This window comes from Bacillus sp. FSL R5-0523 (genome assembly GCF_037975295.1).
Classification (GTDB): Bacteria; Bacillota; Bacilli; order Bacillales; family Bacillaceae; genus Bacillus; species Bacillus subtilis.
In genome coordinates this window covers 2335460-2358915 of the sequence record NZ_CP150251.1, presented here as the reverse complement: position 1 = coordinate 2358915, position 23456 = coordinate 2335460, and the positions used below count along the sequence as shown (strand labels likewise).

Here is a 23456-nt window from a genome sequence, read left to right as displayed (position 1 = left end):
TTCAATCGGATTGTACAGTGATTTTATTTTTATCTAGTAATATCAAAAAGAGATCACTGGAAAGATAAGCTTGAAGATAATTTTTAAAAATAGTATTGCATAAAAATAAGAAACTGTTTAAAATACAAATTAACGAATAAATATTCAAATACACCAAAAGTAATGAATACGGGGGAAATGGATCATGAAAAAATGGCTCTTATTACTTGTAGCTGCCTGCATTACCTTTGCATTATCTGCTTGCGGCTCAAGCAATTCAGGTTCAGAAGGCGGCAAGAAAAAATTAATTATGGGTACTTCGGCGGATTACAAACCGTTTGAATATAAAGAAGGCGATAATATTGTCGGCTTTGATGTAGAGTTGGCAAAAGCTCTGGCGAAGAAGGCAGGCTATGAAATTGAAGTGCAGGATATGGACTTCAACAGCTTAATTACAGCGCTTAAATCAAAACAGGTGGATCTTGTTCTGTCAGGAATGACACCAACGCCTGAGCGTAAAAAACAAGTTGATTTTTCAGATGTGTATTACACAGCGAACCATATGATTGTCAGCAAAAAAGACAGCGGCATTCAATCTTTGAAAGACCTGAAAGGAAAAACAGTTGGCGTTCAGCTTGGCTCTATTCAGGAAGAGAAGGGGAAAGAGCTTTCTCCGGAATATGGTTTTAAAACAGAAGACCGCAACAGAATTTCTGATTTGGTGCAGGAAATCAAATCTGACCGCTTCGATGCCGCGATTATTGAAGACATTGTTGCAGAAGGGTATTTCAAATCAAATGATGACCTGCAAGGCTTTGTGATTCCTGATGCGAAAGCGGAAGAAGCCGGTTCAGCAATTGCTTTCAGAAAGGACAGTGAACTGACAGACAAATTCAATAAAGCGCTCAAGGAAATGGAAGATAACGGAGAGCTTGAGAAATTGAAGAAAAAATGGTTCACTGGCGAGAAGTAAAAAAAGCGGCTCAACTTTTTCGTTGAGCCTTTTTATTGAATAGGAAATCTTTTTTCCTGTAAGAAAAGGAGACAAAGGCTATGAATTTGGATTTTTCAGCAACGATCCCCCAAATTCCTTTTATATTAGAAGGCTTGGCAATTACATTAAAAATTGTTGTTGTATCTGCTATTATCGGACTTATACTCGGTATTGTGCTAAGCTTATGCAAGATCAGCACATTCCGCCCGTTTATCTGGATCGCTGATTTTTATACATCAGTGTTCCGAGGCACGCCTTTAGTGCTGCAGCTTATGATTGTCTATTTTGGCCTTCCTCAGCTGCTCGGATTTCAAATTGACCAGTTTTGGGCTGCGGTTGTCGCATTGTCTTTGAATTCCGCCGCTTATGTATCGGAAATTATCAGAGCCGGAATCAATGCCATTGATAAAGGGCAAAAAGAAGCTGCTGTTGCACTCGGTGTCCCGTATGGAAAAATGATGAAGGATCTGCTGCTGCCGCAGGCCTTCAAAAATATATCACCTGCAATTGTGAATGAATTAATTACGTTAACAAAAGAATCGGCGATCGTTACCGTCATCGGGCTTGGTGATGTCATGAGACGCGCATATCAAGCTGGCGCCGCCACTTACAATTACCTTGAGCCGCTCATTATCGCGGGATTGATTTATTATGTGCTTGTCCTGATTTTAACGTTTATCGGCAAGGCTGTAGAAAGGAAGCTGAAATCCAATGATTAAGGTTGAAAAGCTGTCAAAATCATTTGGGAAACACGAAGTATTAAAAAACATTTCAACAACAATCGCTGAGGGTGAGGTTGTTGCCGTGATCGGTCCTTCAGGCTCAGGCAAATCAACGTTCTTACGCTGTTTAAACCTGTTGGAAAAGCCTAACGGCGGAACCATTACAATAAAAGACACAGAGATTACGAAGCCAAAAACCAACACATTAAAGGTCCGGGAAAACATCGGGATGGTTTTTCAGCATTTTCATCTCTTTCCGCACAAAACGGTTCTCGAAAACATCATGTACGCGCCTGTCAATGTAAAAAAAGAATCAAAACAGGCAGCACAGGAAAAAGCTGAGGACCTGCTCCGCAAAGTCGGTTTGTTTGAAAAGCGAAATGACTATCCAAACCGTTTGTCTGGCGGACAAAAACAACGTGTCGCGATTGCCAGGGCTCTTGCGATGAATCCGGACATCATGCTGTTTGACGAGCCGACCTCCGCCCTTGATCCGGAGATGGTCAAAGAAGTGCTACAGGTGATGAAAGAGCTGGTCGAAACCGGCATGACCATGGTGATTGTCACACATGAAATGGGCTTCGCAAAAGAAGTGGCAGACCGCGTGCTGTTTATGGACCAAGGAATGATTGTCGAAGACGGCAATCCGAAGGAATTTTTTATGTCGCCAAAATCCAAAAGAGCGCAGGACTTTTTAGAGAAAATATTATAGAATATAAAAAAGAAGAAGGCTGGCAGCCTCTTCTTTTTTATTGAAGAAACAAATAGAAATGGAGTCCGACATGTTTAAAATTGGTTACCGCACAATAAAGACCGCGCTTGGAACAGCTTTGGCTATTTATATAAGCCAGTTATTGCATTTGCAAAACTTCGCATCAGCAGGAATTATCACCATTTTGTGCATACAAATCACACAAAAACGGTCGCTTCAGGCCTCATGGGCCCGCTTTGCGGCATGCTGTCTGGCAATTGTTTTTTCTTATCTCTTTTTCGAGCTTATTGGCTACCACCCGTTTGTTATCGGAGCGCTTCTTTTGATATTCATTCCGATAACGGTTTTGTTAAAAATTAACGAGGGTATCGTCACCAGTTCCGTTATTATCCTTCATTTATACATGTCCGGCGGCATTACGCTTGCTTTCATCTGGAATGAAGTTCAGCTGATTACGGTTGGCATCGGCGTCGCTCTATTGATGAACTTGTATATGCCTAGTCTTGACCGGAAACTGGTTGCCTACCGCAAAAAGATAGAGGATAACTTTGCTGTCATTTTTGCAGAAATCGAACGGTACTTGTTAACTGGTGAGCAAGATTGGTCAGGAAAAGAAATTCCGGAAACGCACCAGCTCATTACGGAGGCTAAAAACCTGGCATATCGAGATGTGCAAAACCACATTTTGCGTTATGAAAATCTGCATTATCATTATTTTAAAATGAGAGAAAAGCAATTTGAAATTATCGAACGCCTTCTCCCTAAAGTGACATCGATCTCCATTACGGTAGATCAGGGAAAAATGATCGCTGAATTTATTCATGATTTGCGGGAGGCGATACACCCTGGGAATACAGCGTACAAATTTCTGAAAAGACTTGCTGACATGAGAAAAGAATTTGAGGAGATGCCGCTTCCGGCGACTAGAGAGGAATTTGAAGCGAGGGCCGCTCTCTTCCATCTTCTCGGCGAAATGGAACAATATTTAGTGATTAAAAGTTATTTTAAAGGAATAAAAGCGCAAAAATCACTCGGATGATTCGCATGAGCTCTTCCTTCATTGGTCAACCTAATGAAAAAGGAGGAGCTTATGCGTTTTTTCTTATGTTCGATTTTTATGATAATTTCACCGATTTGGCATCTCGGCGAAAATCCGCTGCCGGGTGATCCATATGTTATTGTCAACAAGCAAACAAATGAACTTGCTGTTATCCTCGACAACAAAGTAGAAGGCGTGTACAGTGTGGCGACTGGAAAAACAGATGATTTGACGCCTGAAGGAGAGTTTTCGGTAACGGTAAAAGCGGAAAATCCTTACTACAGAAAGAAAAATATTGAAGGGGGATCTCCTGACAACCCGCTTGGGGCCAGATGGATCGGATTTGACGCGAAAGGAACGGACGGGCGGATTTATGGAATTCATGGGACAAACCGAGAGGAATCAGTAGGGAAATTTGTGTCTAACGGCTGTATACGTATGCATAACGATGAGGTCGTTCATTTGTTTCAAACGATACCAGTAGGAACGAGAGTGCTGATCACGGACGACAACCGCTCTTTTGAGGAGATTGCCATCGAGCATAAAGCTCTGATAAAAAAGCAGGATATTCCCATTGAATAAGGCGCCTGCTTTTTTATCGTTATAAAAACATGACGATTCCTGAGAGTACAGTTGAAAGAATAAAAACTCCCAAAATCACGATCAAAACGCTTTTCATCAGTTTTTGAGACATGATTTTCACTCCTTAAACAATCTGTCTATATTTTAGCGTGTTTTGAATGGGCGGACAAGCGATATCTATTAGCGAAAGCAGGGATGCAAATGAACAGGCTTGACCATATCGGGATAGCCGTTTTTTCGATAAAAGATGCTAGAAGCTTTTATGAAAATGTATTGGGGCTTGCATTTCTTCATCAAGAAACGGTTAAAGAGCAAAAGGTGAATGTTGCTTTTTTTCAAGCTGGTGGCGTCAAACTTGAGCTGATAGAGCCGTTGACAGCTGACAGCCCCGTCCATTTATTTTTGGAGAAGAAAGGGCAGGGACTGCATCATATTGCGTTTTTGTGCAACGGCCTATCTGAACAGCTTCAAGCATTGTCTGACCGGCATGTTCAATTGATTGACAGGTACCCAAGACAGGGAGCGAACGGGAAAAAGATCGCGTTTATTTCCCCTCGGGAAACAAACGGTGTTCTTGTAGAGCTTTGTGAACCGAAAGGAGATCAACACAATGAACATGAATGAGCACATGGATCATTTATACACGAAACGCAAGCAGGCAGAAGAAGGCGGAGGACGGGAAAAGCTGGCTCAGCAGCGGCAAAAGGGCAAGCTCACTGCTCGGGAAAGGATCATATTTCTTCTAGATCAGGACAGCTTTATCGAATTACACCCCTTCATGGAAAGTCAAGTGTTAACAAGAGAACAGCGCATGTTAGGGGATGGGGTCGTGACAGGGTACGGCACAATTGACGGCCGCTCAGTTTATGTATTTGCGCAAGACTTCACAGTGTTCGGAGGGGCGCTTGGCGAAACTCATGCCAGGAAAATCTGCGCTTTGATGGATCTGGCAGCAAAAAATAAGGCGCCGATTATCGGGCTGAATGACTCAGGTGGTGCGAGAATTCAAGAGGGTGTGGTATCATTAGATGGATACGGTCACATATTTTACCGAAACGTCTTATATTCCGGAGTCATTCCGCAAATATCGGTTATTTTAGGGCCGTGCGCTGGAGGCGCTGTATATTCTCCGGCACTCACAGATTTTATATTTATGGCTGAACAGACCGGCCGGATGTTTATTACCGGCCCGAAGGTGATTGAAAAAGTGACAGGGGAACAGGTTGATGCGGAGAGCTTAGGCGGAGCGGGGATACATAATGCCGTCAGCGGAAACGCCCACTTTTCCGGGCATACGGAGAAGGAGGTTCTGACAGGGGTGAGAAAACTGCTGTCTTATTTGCCGCTGAATGGCCGGACAACAGAGCCGAAGCCAGAGAAAGAGGCGTCCAGACCGTTATTAAACCATCTTGTCCCTGCTGATACGACAAAGCCTTATGATGTTCGGAAGGTGATCAGGGAGCTGGCTGACCCGCAGTCTTTTTTTGAGATTCAGCCATTTTTTGCGAAGAACATTGTCATTGGGTTTGCAAGGCTGGGTGAAAAAGCAATCGGCATCGTGGCGAGCCAGCCGAAGCATCTGGCGGGAAGCCTGACGATTGACGCTGCTGATAAAGCAGCAAGGTTCATCCGTTTTTGTGACGCATTTGATATCCCGCTATTGACTGTCGAAGATGTCCCGGGGTTTCTGCCGGGTATTCAGCAAGAGCACAATGGAATCATCAGGCATGGAGCAAAATTATTGTTTGCTTATGCTGAAGCGACTGTCCCAAAAGTCACACTCATCATTAGAAAAGCGTACGGCGGCGCCTATGTGGCCATGAACAGCAAAGCGATCGGAGCGGACCTTGTGTTTGCATGGCCGAATGCTGAAATCGCAGTGATGGGTCCAGAAGGTGCGGCATCGATTTTGTATGAAAAGGAAATCAAAGCTTCAGCTAACCCGCAAAAGACGAAACGCGAAAAAACAGCTGAATACAAAAAGCAAAACGCCGGCCCATACAAAGCGGCCGCTTGTGGAATGGTCGATGACATCATTTTGCCGGAAGAATCAAGGGGAAGACTGATTCAAGCTTTTCATATGCTTGCACATAAGACAGAAGAGAGACCGAAAAAAAAGCACGGTAACATACCGCTTTAACATGGAGGGACTTACAAATGGTGAATGAAAAACGCCTGCTGGAAGAATTTTTAGAGCTTGTCCAAATTGACTCAGAAACAAAGCACGAAGCTGAAATCTGCAAAGTGCTGAAACGAAAATTTTCTGATTTAGGTGTGGACGTTAAAGAAGACGATACAATGGATATCACGGGCCACGGAGCCGGTAACCTGATTTGTACGCTAAAAGGGACAAAACAAACAGATACGATCTATTTTACATCTCATATGGACACAGTTGTACCCGGAAACGGCGTAAAACCAGTTGTAGAGAACGGTTACGTCAAAACTGACGGCACGACGATTTTAGGCGCTGATGATAAAGCGGGATTGGCTGCAATGTTTGAGGCGATTAAGGTGCTGAAAGAAGAAAACATTGAACACGGCACGATTGAATTCATCATCACAGTAGGGGAAGAATCAGGTCTGATCGGAGCGAAGGCTCTTGACCGTTCTATGATCACTGCATCCTACGGCTATGCTCTTGATTCAGACGGAAAAGTCGGAAATATTATTGTGGCCGCGCCGACACAGGCGAAGGTAAGAGCGGCAATTTTCGGGAAAACCGCGCACGCCGGGGTTGAACCTGAAAAAGGCATTTCAGCGATTACAATCGCTAGCAAAGCCATTTCAAAAATGCCATTGGGCCGTATCGATGAAGAAACAACAGCTAATATCGGCCGGTTTGAAGGCGGCACACAAACAAACATTGTGTGCGACGAAGTTCATATTCTTGCTGAAGCGCGCTCTTTAGTTCCTGAGAAAATGGAAGCTCAGGTTCAAAAAATGAAAGCTGCTTTTGAAGAGGCCGCAGCTGATATGGGCGGACGCGCAGAAGTCGAAATTGAGGTTATGTATCCGGGCTTTAAATATCAAGACGGCGACCAAGTTGTTGAAATCGCGAAAAAAGCGGCTGCTAAAATCGGACGTCCAAGCGAGCTGCAAACGAGCGGCGGCGGAAGCGACGCGAACGTAATCGCTGGTCATGGCATCCCGACGGTCAATCTTGCTGTCGGTTATGAGCAAATTCATACTAAAAATGAAAAAATGCCGGTCGAAGAGCTCGTTAAAACGGCAGAAATGGTTGTTGCCATTATTGAAGAGGCAGCAAAATAAAAAAAGAAAACCCGAGTGCTATTTCCCGCATCGGGTTTTTTTAGCTCCATTTCCTAAGCGGCCAAAATAACACATCCTGTTTTTTAGCGTAATGAAGCAAGGGGTCTGACTCTGGCAATGTAATGCCGTGAGCATCAGTCACCGTATTGACTGAAATTTCCGCTTCGGCGTTTTGCAACAGCCATGGATGATGATGGATGTCTTCGTAATAGAGTTTGTTTTGATTGGTAGTATAGAGCCTGTATCGTTCTGTCAGCCAGTAATCGAGCGAATACTTTTCTGCTGTAAAAGGCGCTGAAATGGGTCGGTATGCGGCGCGGAATACTGCTTCTTTGTCATTTTTCCGCTTGCTGACATAGTCAATGCGATCACCGTTTTTTTTTGGCTTTCATATCCGCATAAAAATAAGGCAGATGAAAGAATGTGCGAGCGCCAAGGACGGCCAGCCGATGATCGGCATCTAAGCTAAAAAAATAAATGCCGGGCTTGCCTTTATACGTGACATAGGTGCGGAGGTTAAGCTCAGGAAATGCACGCGCACCGGGAATGGCAGGAAGATAACGCGCCCTCAGGTTCGTGAGCATAAAGGGAAGCATGCTGATCCAAGCTTGCCCGTTATATGTATCTAATTCTAAAACGGACGGTACCAAAGCGCGAAGGATAGAAACTTCAACAGGCCAGTGAGCAAATAAGACATCATTCCAGGTTTGTCTCATGATCCAGATTCCTTCAGGTACAGAAATGTTTTTTTGCTGAAAGTGTTCCGTCAACGTATATGCTCCTTTCGGTTGGAGGTGAGTAAAGGTATTCCCGATTTCCTTCTTTTTTAACGATACGGCTGTTTTTTAGGATGGCCATTTCTGCTTCAGCCATGATAAACAAGACTGTTTGGTGCGGTATGCTTTGCAAGTAACAAAAAACAACCCCGGCTTTTCGCGCGGGGTTGCTTTTTTATTTCACCGGCTCAGTAAGAGCGGCTGTTTTTTTACTTTTATGATGCGTCATCTGAAGGACGATGTTTTGCACTGTCAAAAACAGTCCGCTTGTAAACCAGTACAGCGGGAGGGCTGCCGGCACATTAAGCGAGAAAATCGTCATCATCACAGGGAAGATGAACACCATCAATTTTGCGGATTGCTGTGCCGCTGGGTTTTGCGGGACAGCGGAATATTTCGCGCTCAGTTTTTGAGCGATATAGGCCTGAATAAAGTACATTGCTCCCGCACTAAGAGACACGAGAATATCTGATTGTCCTAAACTGAACCATAAAAACGAGTGTGACGCAATTTCAGGTGTAGAGCGAATCGCGTAATAAAACCCAATCACAATAGGAAACTGAATCAGCATTGGGAGGCATCCCATAGCAAGCGGATTGATGTTGTTCTCTTGATACAGCTTCATCATTTCCATTTGCAGTTCTTTTTGTTTTTCAGGGTCCTTCGTTTTTTTCAATTTGGCCTGAATGCTGTCAACCTGAGGTTTAATAACGGCCATTTTCTCTTGGAACACGCGCTGTTTTTTGAACTGATTAACAAACAAAGGCAGTACAACCATACGTACAATAATGGTTACGAGGATAATAGAGAGTCCGTATTCTCCGTGAAACAGCCCGGCAACACCCTTAAGCAGAGCGGAAAACGGTTCGATTAAATAATCGTGGAAAAAACCTACGTTGCTGAGGCCCCCCACCTGATTCGTCGCTGCAAATGCAGCATTGCCCGAGCATAATACGATCAAAAAGATACCCATAGCCAAAAGTTTTTGATATGTTTTTACCAATTTGTTCTCCTCCTTTTTATAAATGCGGTTTATAAAAGAAGAGAACCGGCGTCTTCCTCATCGTTCACAGGCGAATTCATGCGGAAGACTTTACGTATCCAAGTTGTAATGCGATGATATATAATAATAAGAAAGTCTGTTCGGTTAATGTGAAAGACCGTCTGATGTTCATCTGTTCGTTTTGATTTCCATTGCTCGCCCGCACGGCACTCTCGTAAGAGGAATGCAATCCCGATTGCCGTCAGAGCAGGAAGAATAATTGTGAAAAAATCGACTAAGAATAAAACGTCATTTATCGATTCCACAAACATTTTAATCACATCCATTCAGTACCTTCATTTTACTATATGTACAAGCAGTTGTCTAATGACCGAAAAGGAGATTTGTTTATGCCGGGAAAGAGCCGAATTATTTTCCATATTGATATGAATAGCTTTTATGCATCGGTTGAAATGGCATATGATCCGGCTCTCCGGGGGAAGCCGGTCGCAGTTGCCGGAAACGTAAAGGAGCGAAAGGGCATTGTGGTAACATGCAGCTATGAAGCAAGAGCGCGCGGCGTCAAAACAACGATGCCGGTTTGGCAAGCGAAGCGCCATTGTCCTGAGCTCATCGTTCTTCCGCCGAACTTTGACCGCTATAGAAACTCTTCACGAGCGATGTTTACCATTCTTCGTGAATATACTGACCTGGTGGAGCCTGTCTCCATCGACGAAGGCTATATGGACATGACCGATACACCATACAGCAGCCGCGCTCTAGAGACGGCAAAAGAAATCCAAAGCAGGCTGCAAAAAGAGCTGCTGCTCCCGTCAAGCATAGGGATCGCGCCGAATAAATTTCTCGCTAAGATGGCGTCTGATATGAAAAAACCGCTTGGAATTACGATTTTAAGAAAGAGGCAAGTGCCTGATATCCTGTGGCCGCTTCCTGTTGGAGAGATGCACGGAGTCGGCAAAAAGACAGCGGAAAAACTGAAGGGACTCGGCATCCATACAATCGGAGAGCTAGCTGCAGCTGATGAACACTCTCTGAAGCGCCTGCTTGGCATCAACGGTCCGCGCCTTAAAAATAAAGCAAATGGCATTCACCATTCGCCGGTTGACCCGGAGCGCATTTACGAATTTAAAAGCGTCGGCAACTCATCGACACTTTCCCATGATTCCAGTGATGAAGAAGAGCTGTTAGGCGTCTTTAGAAAGCTTGCGGCTTCTGTGAGTGACCGTTTACAGCGCAAGGAAGTCATGGCTTCGAAGCTTTTTATTATGATTAGATATGCGGATTGGAAAACCATCACAAGAAGCACCACGCTGAGAAACCCGATTGATCAAAAAAATGAAATTTTGAAAGAAGCGGAGCACCTCTTTTTTAAACATTGGAATAAAAATCCTGTCAGGCTGCTTGGCATTACCGGAACGGATTTAGTAGAAAAAGAGCAGGCCTATAAACAGCTCGATTTGTTCAGCTTTAATGAAGATGCGAAGGATGAGCCCATTCAGCAGATGATGGAAAAGCTGAATAAAAAGTACGGTACCAAACTGATCAGAAAAGGGGCAACGTTAAAAAAAGAGGAGAGCAAAACAAAGGGAACAAGCTTTAATAAAGATTTTTTTCAAGATGAAAAGAAAAGCTGAATCGCTTGAAAAAAAGGGTGAATGTATGGTAATTTCTTTATTATAAATATCATTTTATTTTAATTTAAATTTTAAAATGATTAAACGTTTGCAGAAGGGACGTTAGAATATGTCAAAACAACAAATCGGCGTTATCGGACTTGCGGTCATGGGTAAAAATCTGGCTTTAAATATCGAAAGCCGGGGATTTTCTGTTTCTGTTTACAACAGATCAAGCAGTAAAACTGAGGAGTTTTTACAGGAGGCAAAAGGAAAAAATGTTGTTGGCACTTACAGCATTGAAGAATTTGTCCAATCCTTGGAAACACCGCGCAAAATCTTATTAATGGTTAAAGCGGGAACTGCAACAGATGCGACAATTCAATCTCTTCTTCCTCATCTAGAGAAGGATGATATTTTAATTGACGGCGGTAATACATACTATAAAGATACACAGCGCCGTAACAAAGAACTCGCTGAAAGCGGCATTCATTTTATCGGAACAGGCGTTTCCGGCGGAGAAGAAGGGGCACTTAAAGGACCTTCTATCATGCCTGGCGGACAAAAAGAAGCACATGAGCTTGTAAAACCGATTCTTGAAGCCATTTCTGCAAAAGTTGACGGAGAACCTTGTACGACATATATCGGTCCGGACGGCGCCGGCCATTACGTAAAAATGGTGCACAACGGAATTGAATACGGAGATATGCAGCTGATCTCTGAATCATATTTCATTCTGAAACAGGTGCTGGGCCTTTCTGCTGATGAGCTTCATGAAGTTTTCGCTGAATGGAATAAAGGTGAGCTTGACAGCTACTTGATTGAGATTACAGCTGACATCTTTACGAAAAAAGACGAAGAAACAGGCAAACCGCTTGTTGATGTGATTCTTGATAAAGCAGGCCAAAAAGGAACAGGAAAATGGACAAGCCAAAGCGCACTTGACTTAGGTGTTCCGCTTCCGATTATTACTGAATCTGTATTCGCACGCTTTATCTCAGCTATGAAGGAAGAGCGTGTGAAAGCGAGCGGACTTCTTTCAGGACCAGAAGTGAAGCCTGTTACAGAAAATAAAGAAGAGCTGATTGAAGCGGTCAGAAAAGCGTTGTTCATGAGTAAAATCTGCTCATACGCGCAAGGATTTGCCCAAATGAAAGCTGCTTCTGAAGAATACAACTGGGATCTGAAATATGGTGAAATCGCTATGATCTTCCGCGGTGGCTGCATCATTCGCGCGGCATTCCTTCAGAAGATCAAAGAAGCTTACGATCGCGAGCCTGAGCTTGACAACCTGCTTCTTGACAGCTATTTCAAGAATATTGTAGAAAGCTACCAAGGAGCGCTTCGCCAAGTGATTTCACTTGCAGTTGCCCAAGGTGTGCCGGTGCCATCATTCTCAAGCGCTTTAGCCTACTATGACAGCTACCGCACAGCCGTACTGCCTGCAAACTTAATCCAAGCACAGCGCGACTACTTTGGCGCTCATACTTATGAGCGTACTGACAAAGAAGGCATCTTCCATACTGAATGGATGAAGTAATCAATAAAAACCCCCGAAGCTCTTAAGCTTTGGGGGTTTTGTTATTAAAGAGATTGTTATACCTTTGTGACAGCGTAAAAAAGCCGAAAATGCTTGTAAACATTTTCGGCTTTTTTCTTCTTATTATATATTCCACCAGTGTAAGCCGTCTTTCGCCAAAAGATCATCAGATTCTTTTGGTCCCATTGAGCCTGATTCGTAGTTAGGAGATAAGGTTTTGTTTGCTGCCCATGTTTCAGAAATAGAGTCGACAAAGCTCCAAGAAAGGGCAACTTCATCCCAGTGTGCAAAGTTTGTTGCATCGCCAAGAAGACAGTCGTGAATTAGTTTTTCATATGCTTCAGGGGTATTCAACTCGTCATTGCAATTGCTGCAGTAATCGAGTTTGATTGGCTGCGCGTGTGCTGCTCCGCCAAGCTTTTTAGCATTTAAGTAAAGCGTGATGCCTTCGTCAGGCTGAATATGAATGACAAGCAAGTTCGGATTCATGTTGTTTTCATTGCCGTAGTACAGGTTCATCGGAATGTCCTTAAATTGAACGACAATTTTTGTGGACTTTTCTTTCATTCGTTTTCCGGTACGGATATAGAATGGAACACCAGCCCATCTGAAGTTGTCAATCAAGAGCTTGCCGGCAACAAAGGTTTCTGTATTGGAGTCAGGAGCGACATTATCTTCTTCTGTATAAGAAGGAACAGGCACACCGTCAATTTCACCGGCTTGATATTGTCCGCGCACAAAGTATTCATCCACTTCATCTTTTGCAATAGGACGAAGTGCTCTCAACACCTTCACTTTTTCGCTGCGGATTTCTTCTGTGTTCAATTTGATCGGCGGCTCCATTGCTAGAAGGGCAACCATCTGCATAATATGGTTTTGCACCATGTCGCGAAGGGCGCCTGATTTTTCGTAATATCTTGCGCGGTCTTCAACGCCTAGTGATTCGCTAGATGTGATTTGGATGTTTGAAATGTAGCGGTTTGTCCAAAGCGGTTCGAAAATCGCATTGGCAAATCGAATCACTTCAATGTTCTGAACCATTTGTTTGCCTAGATAATGGTCGATTCTGTAAATTTGATCTTCCGTAAATGCTTCGCGGATTTCTTTATTCAATGCCTGTGCGCTTGGCAGATCATGGCCGAACGGTTTTTCGATGACAAGGCGGGACCAGCCGGTTGTAGCTGTTACACCCTCTGATTTTAATGTTTTTGCAATCGTTCCAAAGAATTCAGGAGCCATTGCCAAGTAGAACATTCTGTTGTTAGGAATTTGATATGTATCTTCCAGCTGGTTAAGCAATACGTTTAGCTCTTGATAAGAACCAGGGTTTGTCACGTCAAACGGGTGATAGTAAAAATGAGACGTGAAATCATCTATATGCTTATCTGCAGATGAGGAAATGGATGTTTTAACCGTTTGGCGAAGATCCTCATTAGACCAAGGTCTTCTTCCAACTCCTACCACTGCAAACTCTTCTCCGATTTGTCCGTTTTGATATAAACGGTGAATAGACGGATACAATTTTCGTTTTGCTAAATCTCCAGTTGCACCGAATATGACAATTACTGCTTTTGGTTGTTGGTTTGTTTTCACTAAAAGTACCTCACTTTATTCGAAGCTTTATTTTAGTACACCCCGTATATTTCCTTCATTTTAAATCTAAAATTCAACGAAAGCAAACATTTAAGCCCTTTTTTAAGCAGAATGCTGAAAAAATGTTTCTAGCACGAAAGGATTGTTCTTTTCAGAGGCAAGATTCACATTTTGCGCTTGATCCTGTATTCTTGTAGGTATCTGGTTCTAGTAGGAGGAAGGAAACGTGGAATTACTTTTTTTAGGGACGGGAGCCGGCATTCCCGCCAAGGCGAGAAATGTAACGTCGGTGGCATTAAAATTGCTTGAAGAAAGGCGTTCGGTATGGCTTTTTGACTGCGGGGAAGCCACACAGCATCGAATTTTACATACAACGATTAAACCTCGTAAAATAGAGAAAATCTTTATTACACACATGCACGGCGATCATGTATACGGACTTCCGGGGCTTCTGGGGAGCCGTTCCTTTCAAGGCGGAGAGGACGAGCTGACAGTGTACGGACCTAAAGGGATCAAGGCGTTTATTGAAACAAGCCTTGCCGTCACGAAGACCCATTTGACATATCCGCTTGCGGTCCAGGAAATTGAAGAAGGAATCGTGTTTGAGGACGATCAGTTTATTGTCACAGCGGTATCTGTTATTCATGGAGTGGAAGCCTTCGGGTACCGTGTGCAGGAAAAAGACGTACCGGGTTCCTTGAAGGCTGATGTATTAAAAGAAATGAACATCCCGCCCGGACCTGTATATCAGAAAATCAAAAAAGGCGAAACGGTAACGCTTGAAGACGGACGAATCATCAATGGGAATGATTTTCTGGAGCCTCCTAAAAAGGGAAGATCTGTTGTGTTCTCCGGTGATACGAGAGTAAGTGACAAACTAAAAGAGCTTGCGAGGGATTGTGATGTGCTTGTTCATGAAGCAACCTTTGCTAAGGAAGACCGTAAACTTGCTTATGATTATTATCACAGTACAACGGAACAAGCGGCTGTAACAGCGAAAGAAGCAAGAGCGAAGCAGCTCATTTTAACCCATATCAGCGCAAGATATCAGGGAGATGCTTCTTTGGAGCTTCAAAAAGAAGCGGTTGACGTTTTCCCCAATAGCGTGGCGGCATATGATTTCTTAGAGGTAAACGTCCCGCGAGGCTGAAGGCGGAGCTCTTATTTGACAATTTGTGATGACGTTGTATAATAAAACGTAATCATTACGCTTTATAAGGAGATGTTAATTATGAGAGTAAATGTTACTTTAGCCTGCACTGAAACGGGAGACCGAAATTACATCACAACAAAAAATAAACGCACCAATCCAGACCGTTTGGAGCTGAAAAAATATTCACCGCGTTTAAAGAAATATACCCTTCACCGTGAAACAAAATAATATAAAAGACCGGGAACCCCTTACGGCCCGGTCTTTTTTACGTTAATTGACTGCCTGGTAAAGAGGAGCGGCCTGCTGGCACGCTGCGCACCATACGTCATAAATAGCCAAGTGAACGATATGAGGTTCATCATGATGGATGTTGTGGGAGCTGTTTTTAGCTTGAATCCAGCCGCTTTGGTTAGATAGAGACAATATGCTGCTGTGCAAGTTTTGCCACTCCTGTTCAGCAGCGAATTTCTCAGTCCGTTCTCCTGATGACAACACAAGAAGAGGCATGTTTCCTAAGTGGACTTGCCGCTTTTTGAGCTCCTGCAGACTTTTTGAATACTCTGCATGTGTGCCCTCAAGCATCATCTTTCTCGTATGTGATTTGTGCATTTCTTCGGGTATAAAGGTAAAGCTGGCGCAATCGCCTAAAGCTGGGTCAAGAAGGACCATGCCGATAATATCATACTTGTTTTTGCAGGCCCATAAACCGGTGATGACAGCTCCGTATGAGTGTGAAACAGCCAAATAAGGAGGTTTTACATCAGCTGCTTTAAGCAAACTCTCCAATTCTTTCACTTGTTGATCAGCTGTTCGTTTAGCTCTGCTTTGCCCGCTTTTTCCTATGCCTGCCCGATCATATGTGAAAATGCCAAATTCATCATCAATGTCCGCCATTAATGGTTTCCACGTCTCAGAAGAAGTACCATAGCCGGCCTCAAAGACAATCGTTACACCGCTTGATCCTTTCCGGTGCTGTGTATGAAACGCACATCCGTCAATTGTATATGTCTTTTCCATCCAAGCTGATTTCATTGGAGTCATCTCCTCTAATTGGTTCTACTAGGGAGACGGAGAACCTTAGCCGATCGTTTCTCTAAAAATAAAAAAAGAGATATCCTCTACAGGATATCTCTTATGGGCATTACCAGCCTCTTTCGTATTGAACAGGGGCCGGAATCTCTGTGTTGAGCTGTTTCGCAGCAGTTCTTGCAAAGAATGGATCCCGCAAAAGCTCTCTGCCGATAAAGATGAGGTCGGCACGTCCGTTTTGCAGAATTTCTTCAGCCATTGAACCGTCTGTAATCATGCCGACGGCACCAGTAGCCATGTCCGCCTGTTCACGGATTTTCTCAGCGAAGCTGACCTGATAGCCAGGGAATACGTTAATGTCTGCGTGAACAAGGGCGCCTGAGCTGCAGTCAATTAAGTCAACACCCTGCTCCTTCATCCATTTTGCAAAACCGATGTGATCAGCAATGTCTAAGCCTTTATCAGTGTAGTCAGAAGCAGATACACGGACAAATAAAGGACCGTCCCATACTTGTTTGACTTCATCAATGATCTCTCTCAAGAAACGATATCGGTTTTCAGGTGAGCCGCCGTATTCATCTGTGCGATGGTTGGAAAGCGGAGACAAAAATTCGTGAATTAAATATCCGTGCGCCGCATGAATTTCAATCACATCAAAGCCGGCTTCTTTTGCGCGGGCAGCCGCTTGCTTGAACTCCTGAACTGTTTCTTTTACTTTTTCTGCTGACATTTCTACAGGTGTTGCTGATTGTTCGTCAAACGCAATCGCCGATGGAGCGAAGATATCTCCTTCAAGCTCAGCTTTACGTCCGGCATGGGCAAGCTGAATGCCGATTTTTGAACCTTGTTCTTTGACCTGCTCAGTCAGTTTGGCAAAGCCTTCAATATGCTCGTCGCTCCAAATGCCTAAGTCTTGGTCAGTGATTCGTCCTTGAGGGTTAACCGCTGACGCCTCTACAATAATCAGTCCGACCTGGCCGATTGCGCGCGATATGTAATGTGCCATGTGGAACGGTGTTAATTTTCCGTCCTTTTCATGAGAAGAATACATGCACATTGGCGACATGACAATGCGGTTTTTTAACGTCATATCTTTAATTGTAATAGGTGTAAATAATTTTCTGGCCATTTCTTTCGCCTCCCGTAAGGTTTTTAGAGATTGATTATATCAAGTCATTTCTTTCCCGTCATATAAACTGCTCAAAAGAACCGCTTTTGTCAAACATTTCTGTATAATAGACGAGAAATCAGTTTATTTTTCAGTATAGAAGCATTTTTATTCATAGGAGGGGCGAAATCAATGAATTGGCAGACGAAGGACGAATTGCTGGCACTTTTAACTTCTCTTGTGCAATACGAAAGCATCACCGGTTCAAAGGGCGAGGCAGCGCTTGCAGAGTATCTTTATTTTATTTTGAAGGACAAGCCCTATTTTCAAAAGCACCCTGATGATGTAACGCTTCATCCGATGGACGATGGCAGATCTTTTCTTACGGCTCTAGTCAAAAAGAAGAATGTCAAAAAGACAGTGCTTCTGCTGAGTCATTTTGATGTCGTTGACATAGAAGATTACGGCGAATTTAAACATATGGCTTGCAAGCCTGCTGAGCTTTTGAGCTCCTTTTTAGAGAAAGAAGAGCTGCTCCCGGAACGTGTGAGAAGAGATGCCGAAAGCGGAGACTGGCTGTTCGGAAGAGGGACGATGGATATGAAAGCGGGGCTTTGTGTTCAACTGTCGATGCTGGAGAGGGCAATGAACGGACATTTTGAGGGCAATCTGCTGTTGATAACGGTTCCGGACGAGGAAGTGAATTCAAGAGGCATGATTGAAGCGGTTCCTGCATTGAAGGAAATGGAGAAAAAGCATGATATCACATTAACCGCTTGCCTGAATGCCGAACCGATGTTTGAAAAATTTCCCGGCGATCAGCAGCAATATTTTTATACAGGAAGCATTGGAAAGGTGCTTGCGGGTTTTTTCTGCAAGGGGATTGAGACACATGTTGGAGAGCCGTTTTCAGGCCTAAACGCAAATTTAATGGTATCTGAGATTAACCGTTTGCTTGAACTGAATGCTGATTATTGCGAAAAGGTTGATGGCGAGGTCACTCCGCCGCCGGTAAACTTAATGCAAAAGGACTTGAAAGAGGCATATTCAGTCCAGACACCGCATACAGCTGTCACATTATTTAATGTGCTGTCAATGAAACGCTCAGCTAGTGAGCTGCATCAGATGCTGCTTAAAACAGCAGAACAGGCGGCGGAGGAAATCATGTCGAACGTTCGGAAGAAAACACAGGATTTTCAACAATTTGAGCCATTTCAGCCGATTGAGCGGGACGTCACTGTTTTGACATTTGATGAGCTGGTCTCGCGTGCAAAAAAGCGTGCGGGGATCTCGGAAACAGAGCGGGCTCTAAATTATGCCTTTGCTAACAGGGGGGAGCTTGGAGACAGGGATTTTTCGACGAAAATTGTTTCTGAGCTTGCTTCGCTTTGTAAGGAGGATGCGCCGCTCATCGTTCTGTTTTATAGTCCGCCGCTTTATCCAGCTGTTTCTTCAAAGGATGATCAATTGATCAGAAATACAGCAGATCAGTTAAAGCATTATGCGGCTGAGCGATACGGCATTGCATTACGGGAGGTTCAGTACTTCCCTGGACTTTCGGACTTGAGTTATCTTCAGCTGGAAAAGCAGGAGGTTGATGCATACACAAGCAATATGCCGCTCTTTAACAGAGGATATTCATTGCCAAGCGGTAAAAATCAGGCTTTATATGTCCCGGTTTTAAATGTCGGTCCGGCTGGTAAAGACCCGCATAAATGGACGGAAAGATTGTATATGCCTTATTCCTTTGAAGTGCTTCCCGATTTGCTTTCATTTACGATCTCCGCGCTATTAAAGCAATCAGAATCTGCCGGCCAGCTGCTGCGGGAAAAATAAAAAACAGAAGGCACTGTGCCTTCTGTTTTTGTCCTTACATCTAAGAATGTCTCTCTAAGGCGGCACCGGCAAACTGTTCTTTGATTTCTGCGCTCCGTTTAGCTGTTTCTTCAATACAGTGAATAATTGCTTCTTCAAAGCGGGAGTCCTGTAAAGCGCGAAGACCTGCCTCTGTAGTGCCCCCAGGACTGGTGATTTCTTTACGCAGCTTTTCCGGCTGTTTGCCGCTTTGGAGGAGCATATCTGTTGCCCCTGCCATTGTCTGCAAAATGAGTGCTTTTGCCGTTTCTTTATCTAATCCTACTTTTTGAGCTGCTTTTTCCATCGCCTCAATATAACGATAGACGTAAGCTGGGCCGCTGCCTGCGATTGCAGTGACAGCGTCAAGATGCCGCTCCTCAACCAGTGTTGCATCACCGATTGTTTCCAATAGAGCTTTTGCGGCAATAATATCATTCTTGCTTGCTTCCGTGCTTACGGAAAATCCGGTTGCTGATTTTCTGATTGCCGCTGATGTATTAGGCATGACGCGAATGACCGCGAGCTTTCTGCCAAAATAATGCTGAATGGTTTCGATGGTAAGGCCTGCAAGTACTGAAATGACAAGCTGGTCCTTGATATATGGCCGGATGCTGTCGATGCTTTCCGCCGCGTCTTTCGGTTTGAAAGCGAGGATAATGATATCGGTGTGAGTGAAAAACTTATTTTTATCTCTGCATGGACGCACGCCGTACGTTTCCTTTAATTCAATCAGACGCTCGTCATTTGAGCGATTTGTAATATAGATATGTTCTGGTTTTGTGATGCCGCTTTGCAAAATGCCGTTGATCATTGCTTCTGCCATTGACCCGGCGCCGACAAATCCTATCTTTTTCATTGATATCCTCCTTCTATCAGAACAACAAAAAACCTTTTCATCACGTAAAGGACGAAAAGGTTCGCGGTACCACCCTCATTAGCACAAATTGTGCTCAGCTCAAATCCCCGTAACGCGGGAAACGTTTAGGTTTTCCTAACCGCGACTTGAGGGCAGGTTCTACAAACAAGCGGGCCGCAATACCTTTCAGCCGGGGGTATCGCTCTCTTAGGCCATTGCCTTGTATACTATTCCTCGTCATAGCGTTCCAATGTTCTCGTTTTAGTTTGTTGTTCATTATGCAATGGCGGACAAGCTAATGTCAATAGCTTTTTCAAAAAGGTCTGTTCTCATTCAGCAATAATGACATAAGACCGAGAAAAAGCTAAAATATGAATAATGAATGAAGACAAGGAGCGAAAGGATGACAACTGAAGATGTAATTGCGATCCGCATCCCGACGCCGTTTGCTGTCGGCGATGTTATCGTTTACCTCGTAAAAGGTGATGCGCTGACACTTATCGATGCCGGGCCGAATACAAAAGAGGCTGCCAGAGCCTTACAAGAGCAGCTTGCCGCTGTAAATGTGAAAATGTCAGATATCGAGCAGGTTGTACTGACTCACCATCATGCCGACCATGCAGGCTTGCTTGATGTCTTTTCAGATGAAATCGAAGTGATTGGGCATGCGTTCAACGAACCTTATATCAGCCGAAATCAAGCCTTTATGGATTGGCAAAAACGTTTTTTTCAAAAGCTGTTGCCTGAATTAGGCGTTCCATTTGATACGGGGAAGGCGGAAAAGCTGATTCGATCAGCGTACGCATTTTCCTGTACGAGATCTCTGACAAAAACAATCAGTGAAGGTATGGGCATTGACGGGCTTGAGGGCTGGTCTGTGTTGGAGATGCCTGGACATGCTGAATCGCATATCGTTCTGTTCCATGAAAAAAGCGGAAGGATGCTTGGCGGAGATCTACTGCTGGCCAACAGCTCGTCTAATCCGATTATAGAAGCGCCGAAAGCGGGAGACGTCAGGTCAAAGCCTTTAGTGGATTATCAGCGGTCTTTGCGAAGGCTGTCTCATCTAGAGCCAACAATCGTATTTCCTGGTCACGGCGAGCCAATCACCAGTGTCCAGGCGCTGATTGAGAAGCGTTTTGACAAGCAGAGGAATCGAACGGAGGATGTTCGTCGCATGCTGGCTGAAAAGCCGATGACCGCTTTTCAGGTCTGTCAGCAGCTTTTTCCTGCTGTATATGAAAAGGAATTGTTTTTAACAATGTCAGAAACGGCAGGGCATCTTGATGTGTTGGAGGCTGAAGAAGCCATCACGTCATATTGGGAAGGAAACATCGCATACTTTAGAACAATGAAGAGGTGAAATGGGTGAAACATATAGCGGGAAAAAGGATTTGGATAACCGGTGCTTCTGGAGGGCTTGGAGAAAGAATCGCATACTTATGCGCGGCTGAAGGAGCCCATGTCCTGCTGTCGGCTAGACGCGAGGATCGTTTGATAGAAATCAAAAGGAAAATAACCGAGGAATGGAGCGGACAGTGTGAGATTTTTCCTCTGGATGTGGGCCGCCTAGAGGATATCGCCCGGGTCCGCGATCAGATCGGCTCGGTTGATGTACTGATTAACAATGCAGGCTTCGGTATATTTGAAACGGTTTTAGACTCTACATTGGATGACATGAAAGCGATGTTTGATGTGAATGTCTTCGGCCTGATCGCCTGTACAAAAGCGGTGCTTCCGCAAATGCTTGAGCAAAAAAAGGGCCATATCATCAATATCGCCTCTCAAGCGGGGAAAATCGCAACACCGAAGTCTAGCCTGTATTCCGCGACCAAACATGCCGTGTTAGGTTACTCAAACGCTTTGCGGATGGAGCTTTCGGGAACCGGCATTTATGTGACAACAGTCAACCCGGGACCGATTCAGACGGACTTTTTTTCCATTGCTGATAAAGGCGGGGACTACGCCAAAAATGTCGGCCGCTGGATGCTTGATCCTGATGACGTGGCAGCTCAAATTACAGCTGCAATTTTTACGAAAAAGCGGGAGATCAATCTTCCGCGTTTAATGAATGCTGGCACTAAGCTGTATCAGCTGTTTCCAGCTCTTGTAGAAAAGCTGGCAGGACGCGCGTTCATGAAAAAATAATGATGGAACTGCCTGTGGTGGAGTGGCTTGTTTCTCACGAGGCAGTTTTTGATAGTGGAAGGGAGAGATTGTTGAATGTCAGTTCATTCAGAAGTCCTTGATGCTCTGCTTAAAGATCCGTTTATTCAGAAACTGATTGATGCAGAGCCTGTATTCTGGGCAAACTCAGGCAAGAAAGAGGGGCCATTACCCCGTGCAGATGAGTGGGCAACCGAGATAGCGGAAGCGGAAAAAAGAATGCGGCGGTTTGCACCTTACATTGCCGAGGTGTTTCCTGAGACGAAAGGCGGTAAAGGAATCATCGAGTCTCCGCTTTTTGAGGTGCAGCATATGAAGGAAAAGCTGGAAGCGGCATATCAGCAGCCATTTCCGGGAAGATGGCTTTTAAAGTGTGACCATGAGCTTCCGATTTCAGGATCGATTAAAGCGAGGGGCGGGATTTATGAAGTGTTAAAGCATGCTGAAAATCTCGCGCTTCAAGAAGGAATGCTTCGGGAAACCGATGATTACCGCATCTTACAGGAAGAGCGGTATACCGGGTTTTTCTCCCGCTATTCGATTGCTGTCGGTTCGACAGGAAATCTAGGTTTAAGCATCGGCATCATCGGCGCGGCACTCGGGTTTCGCGTGACAGTGCATATGTCCGCCGATGCTAAGCAGTGGAAAAAGGATCTCCTCCGCCAAAAGGGAGTCACTGTTATGGAGTACGAAACAGATTACAGCGAAGCGGTGAACGAAGGGAGACGGCAGGCGGAACAAGATCCATTCTGTTATTTTATTGATGATGAACATTCTCGTCAGCTGTTCTTAGGATATGCTGTTGCTGCAAGCCGATTAAAAACACAGCTTGACTGTATGAATATAAAGCCAAGTCTTGAGACGCCTTTGTTTGTGTATCTGCCGTGCGGAGTCGGCGGAGGACCGGGCGGTGTAGCATTTGGGCTGAAGCTTTTATACGGAGATGATGTTCATGTGTTTTTCGCAGAACCAACTCATTCACCTTGTATGCTGTTAGGGCTTTATTCAGGACTTCACGAGAAGATCTCCGTCCAGGATATCGGCCTGGATAATCAGACGGCTGCTGACGGACTTGCCGTAGGGAGGCCGTCAGGATTTGTCGGCAAGCTGATTGAGCCGCTTCTGAGCGGCTGTTATACGGTAGAGGACAATACGCTTTATACTTTGCTTCATATGCTGGCTGTATCTGAAGATAAATATTTAGAGCCCTCTGCTCTTGCCGGCATGTTCGGGCCGATTCAGCTTTTTTCGACAGAAGAGGGAAGGCGCTATGGTCAGAAATATAAGATGGAACATGCCGTACATGTCGTCTGGGGAACGGGAGGAAGCATGGTTCCAAAAGATGAAATGGCCGCGTATAACCGAATTGGTGCTGATTTGCTAAAAAAACGAAATGAAAAATAAGCAGACAGTGAAAAGGTTTTCCGTTACAATCTTTGTAAGGGTTTTAACCTACAGAGA

At 44.4% G+C, this 23456-nt stretch carries 23 protein-coding genes and 1 pseudogene; 16 read left to right on the top strand and 8 right to left on the bottom strand.

The annotated features are described in order from the left end of the window. Window positions 1–184: 184 nt before the first annotated feature. The 5 genes from artP (at window position 185) to NYE53_RS11925 (ending at window position 4028) form a co-directional block, all read left to right on the top strand. Window positions 185–952 (top strand): arginine ABC transporter substrate-binding protein ArtP, encoded by a 768-nt coding sequence (gene artP / locus NYE53_RS11945; protein WP_003230337.1) that lies wholly within the window; start codon window positions 185–187, stop codon window positions 950–952. Between the two features lie 80 nt (window positions 953–1032). Further along, complete coding sequence (artQ, locus tag NYE53_RS11940; RefSeq protein WP_003230340.1) at window positions 1033–1692, top strand: arginine ABC transporter permease ArtQ; 660 nt, start codon at window positions 1033–1035, stop codon at window positions 1690–1692. Further along, window positions 1685–2407 carry an arginine ABC transporter ATP-binding protein ArtR gene (artR, locus tag NYE53_RS11935; protein WP_004398740.1) on the top strand — a complete coding sequence of 241 codons (723 nt, stop codon included), beginning with the start codon at window positions 1685–1687 and terminating at the stop codon, window positions 2405–2407. Before artQ ends, artR begins: the two co-directional genes overlap by 8 nt. 70 nt (window positions 2408–2477) lie before the next feature. Continuing rightward, entirely contained in the window at window positions 2478–3446 is a 969-nt protein-coding gene (locus NYE53_RS11930; RefSeq protein WP_123373104.1) for an aromatic acid exporter family protein, read from the top strand. Between the two features lie 51 nt (window positions 3447–3497). After that, on the top strand, window positions 3498–4028 hold the full coding sequence (locus NYE53_RS11925; protein WP_339244875.1) for a L,D-transpeptidase: 531 nt from the start codon (window positions 3498–3500) through the stop codon (window positions 4026–4028). 19 nt (window positions 4029–4047) lie between these two features. Here the strand turns inward: NYE53_RS11925 and prli42 are convergent, their stop codons facing one another. Next, window positions 4048–4140 (bottom strand): stressosome-associated protein Prli42, encoded by a 93-nt coding sequence (gene prli42, locus NYE53_RS11920; protein ID WP_003226489.1) that lies wholly within the window; start codon window positions 4138–4140, stop codon window positions 4048–4050. An 89-nt stretch (window positions 4141–4229) separates the two neighbouring features. Here prli42 and mce point away from each other — a divergent pair, with 89 nt between their 5' ends. From mce to NYE53_RS11905, 3 genes are read left to right on the top strand one after another with little or no spacing between them, the layout of a single operon-like run. After that, window positions 4230–4652, top strand: coding sequence for a methylmalonyl-CoA epimerase (mce, locus tag NYE53_RS11915; RefSeq protein ID WP_339244872.1), 423 nt, complete (start codon window positions 4230–4232; stop codon window positions 4650–4652). After that, on the top strand, window positions 4645–6168 hold the full coding sequence (locus NYE53_RS11910; RefSeq protein WP_339248537.1) for an acyl-CoA carboxylase subunit beta: 1524 nt from the start codon (window positions 4645–4647) through the stop codon (window positions 6166–6168). Before mce ends, NYE53_RS11910 begins: the two co-directional genes overlap by 8 nt. 17 nt (window positions 6169–6185) lie before the next feature. Beyond that, on the top strand, window positions 6186–7301 hold the full coding sequence (locus NYE53_RS11905; protein WP_128738003.1) for a tripeptidase T: 1116 nt from the start codon (window positions 6186–6188) through the stop codon (window positions 7299–7301). A gap of 40 nt (window positions 7302–7341) precedes the next feature. On the opposite strand, the pseudogene NYE53_RS11900 reads toward NYE53_RS11905, so the two are convergent. The 3 genes and pseudogenes from NYE53_RS11900 to mifM all read right to left on the bottom strand — a co-directional run bounded on the left by NYE53_RS11900 (window position 7342) and on the right by mifM (window position 9397). Beyond that, a pseudogene (locus NYE53_RS11900) lies at window positions 7342–8071 on the bottom strand (DUF2071 domain-containing protein). A gap of 181 nt (window positions 8072–8252) precedes the next feature. Further along, window positions 8253–9080: a membrane protein insertase YidC gene (locus NYE53_RS11895; protein WP_339244869.1), complete on the bottom strand. Its 828-nt coding sequence runs from the start codon at window positions 9078–9080 to the stop codon at window positions 8253–8255. 29 nt (window positions 9081–9109) lie between these two features. Beyond that, window positions 9110–9397 carry a membrane protein insertion/folding monitor MifM gene (mifM, locus tag NYE53_RS11890; protein ID WP_087614861.1) on the bottom strand — a complete coding sequence of 96 codons (288 nt, stop codon included), beginning with the start codon at window positions 9395–9397 and terminating at the stop codon, window positions 9110–9112. Between the two features lie 72 nt (window positions 9398–9469). Between mifM and NYE53_RS11885 the strand changes: the two genes are divergently transcribed. Both NYE53_RS11885 and gndA read left to right on the top strand, forming a co-directional pair. Beyond that, a complete protein-coding gene (locus NYE53_RS11885) occupies window positions 9470–10714 on the top strand; it encodes a DNA polymerase IV (protein ID WP_339244866.1) in 1245 nt (414 codons plus the stop codon). 109 nt (window positions 10715–10823) lie between these two features. Beyond that, complete coding sequence (gndA, locus tag NYE53_RS11880) at window positions 10824–12233, top strand: NADP-dependent phosphogluconate dehydrogenase (RefSeq protein ID WP_003230365.1); 1410 nt, start codon at window positions 10824–10826, stop codon at window positions 12231–12233. 123 nt (window positions 12234–12356) lie between these two features. Here the strand turns inward: gndA and zwf are convergent, their stop codons facing one another. Then, complete coding sequence (gene zwf, locus NYE53_RS11875) at window positions 12357–13826, bottom strand: glucose-6-phosphate dehydrogenase (protein ID WP_071578650.1); 1470 nt, start codon at window positions 13824–13826, stop codon at window positions 12357–12359. A gap of 226 nt (window positions 13827–14052) precedes the next feature. Here zwf and rnz point away from each other — a divergent pair, with 226 nt between their 5' ends. After that, complete coding sequence (rnz, locus tag NYE53_RS11870; RefSeq protein ID WP_339244863.1) at window positions 14053–14976, top strand: ribonuclease Z; 924 nt, start codon at window positions 14053–14055, stop codon at window positions 14974–14976. An 81-nt stretch (window positions 14977–15057) separates the two neighbouring features. Next, window positions 15058–15207: a 50S ribosomal protein L33 gene (rpmG, locus tag NYE53_RS11865; protein ID WP_003226511.1), complete on the top strand. Its 150-nt coding sequence runs from the start codon at window positions 15058–15060 to the stop codon at window positions 15205–15207. A gap of 42 nt (window positions 15208–15249) precedes the next feature. On the opposite strand, the gene NYE53_RS11860 is transcribed toward rpmG, so the two are convergent. Together NYE53_RS11860 and namA are read right to left on the bottom strand one after the other, a co-directional pair. Beyond that, on the bottom strand, window positions 15250–16011 hold the full coding sequence (locus NYE53_RS11860; RefSeq protein ID WP_032726094.1) for an alpha/beta hydrolase: 762 nt from the start codon (window positions 16009–16011) through the stop codon (window positions 15250–15252). Between the two features lie 109 nt (window positions 16012–16120). Further along, window positions 16121–17137, bottom strand: coding sequence for an NADPH dehydrogenase NamA (gene namA, locus NYE53_RS11855; RefSeq protein WP_003230377.1), 1017 nt, complete (start codon window positions 17135–17137; stop codon window positions 16121–16123). A gap of 171 nt (window positions 17138–17308) precedes the next feature. Between namA and NYE53_RS11850 the strand changes: the two genes are divergently transcribed. After that, entirely contained in the window at window positions 17309–18952 is a 1644-nt protein-coding gene (locus NYE53_RS11850) for a M20/M25/M40 family metallo-hydrolase (protein WP_085186452.1), read from the top strand. A gap of 40 nt (window positions 18953–18992) precedes the next feature. On the opposite strand, the gene proC is transcribed toward NYE53_RS11850, so the two are convergent. After that, window positions 18993–19829, bottom strand: coding sequence for a pyrroline-5-carboxylate reductase (proC, locus tag NYE53_RS11845; RefSeq protein ID WP_339244860.1), 837 nt, complete (start codon window positions 19827–19829; stop codon window positions 18993–18995). 403 nt (window positions 19830–20232) lie between these two features. Between proC and NYE53_RS11840 the strand changes: the two genes are divergently transcribed. From NYE53_RS11840 to dsdA, 3 genes are all read left to right on the top strand, one after another. Further along, the gene (locus NYE53_RS11840) at window positions 20233–21192 is read left to right on the top strand and encodes an MBL fold metallo-hydrolase (protein WP_327829327.1); all 960 of its coding nucleotides are present in this window, start codon (window positions 20233–20235) and stop codon (window positions 21190–21192) included. A 5-nt stretch (window positions 21193–21197) separates the two neighbouring features. After that, window positions 21198–21977, top strand: coding sequence for an SDR family oxidoreductase (locus NYE53_RS11835; protein ID WP_014480191.1), 780 nt, complete (start codon window positions 21198–21200; stop codon window positions 21975–21977). Between the two features lie 75 nt (window positions 21978–22052). Then, window positions 22053–23399: a D-serine ammonia-lyase gene (gene dsdA, locus NYE53_RS11830; protein ID WP_339244855.1), complete on the top strand. Its 1347-nt coding sequence runs from the start codon at window positions 22053–22055 to the stop codon at window positions 23397–23399. Window positions 23400–23456: the final 57 nt, after the last annotated feature.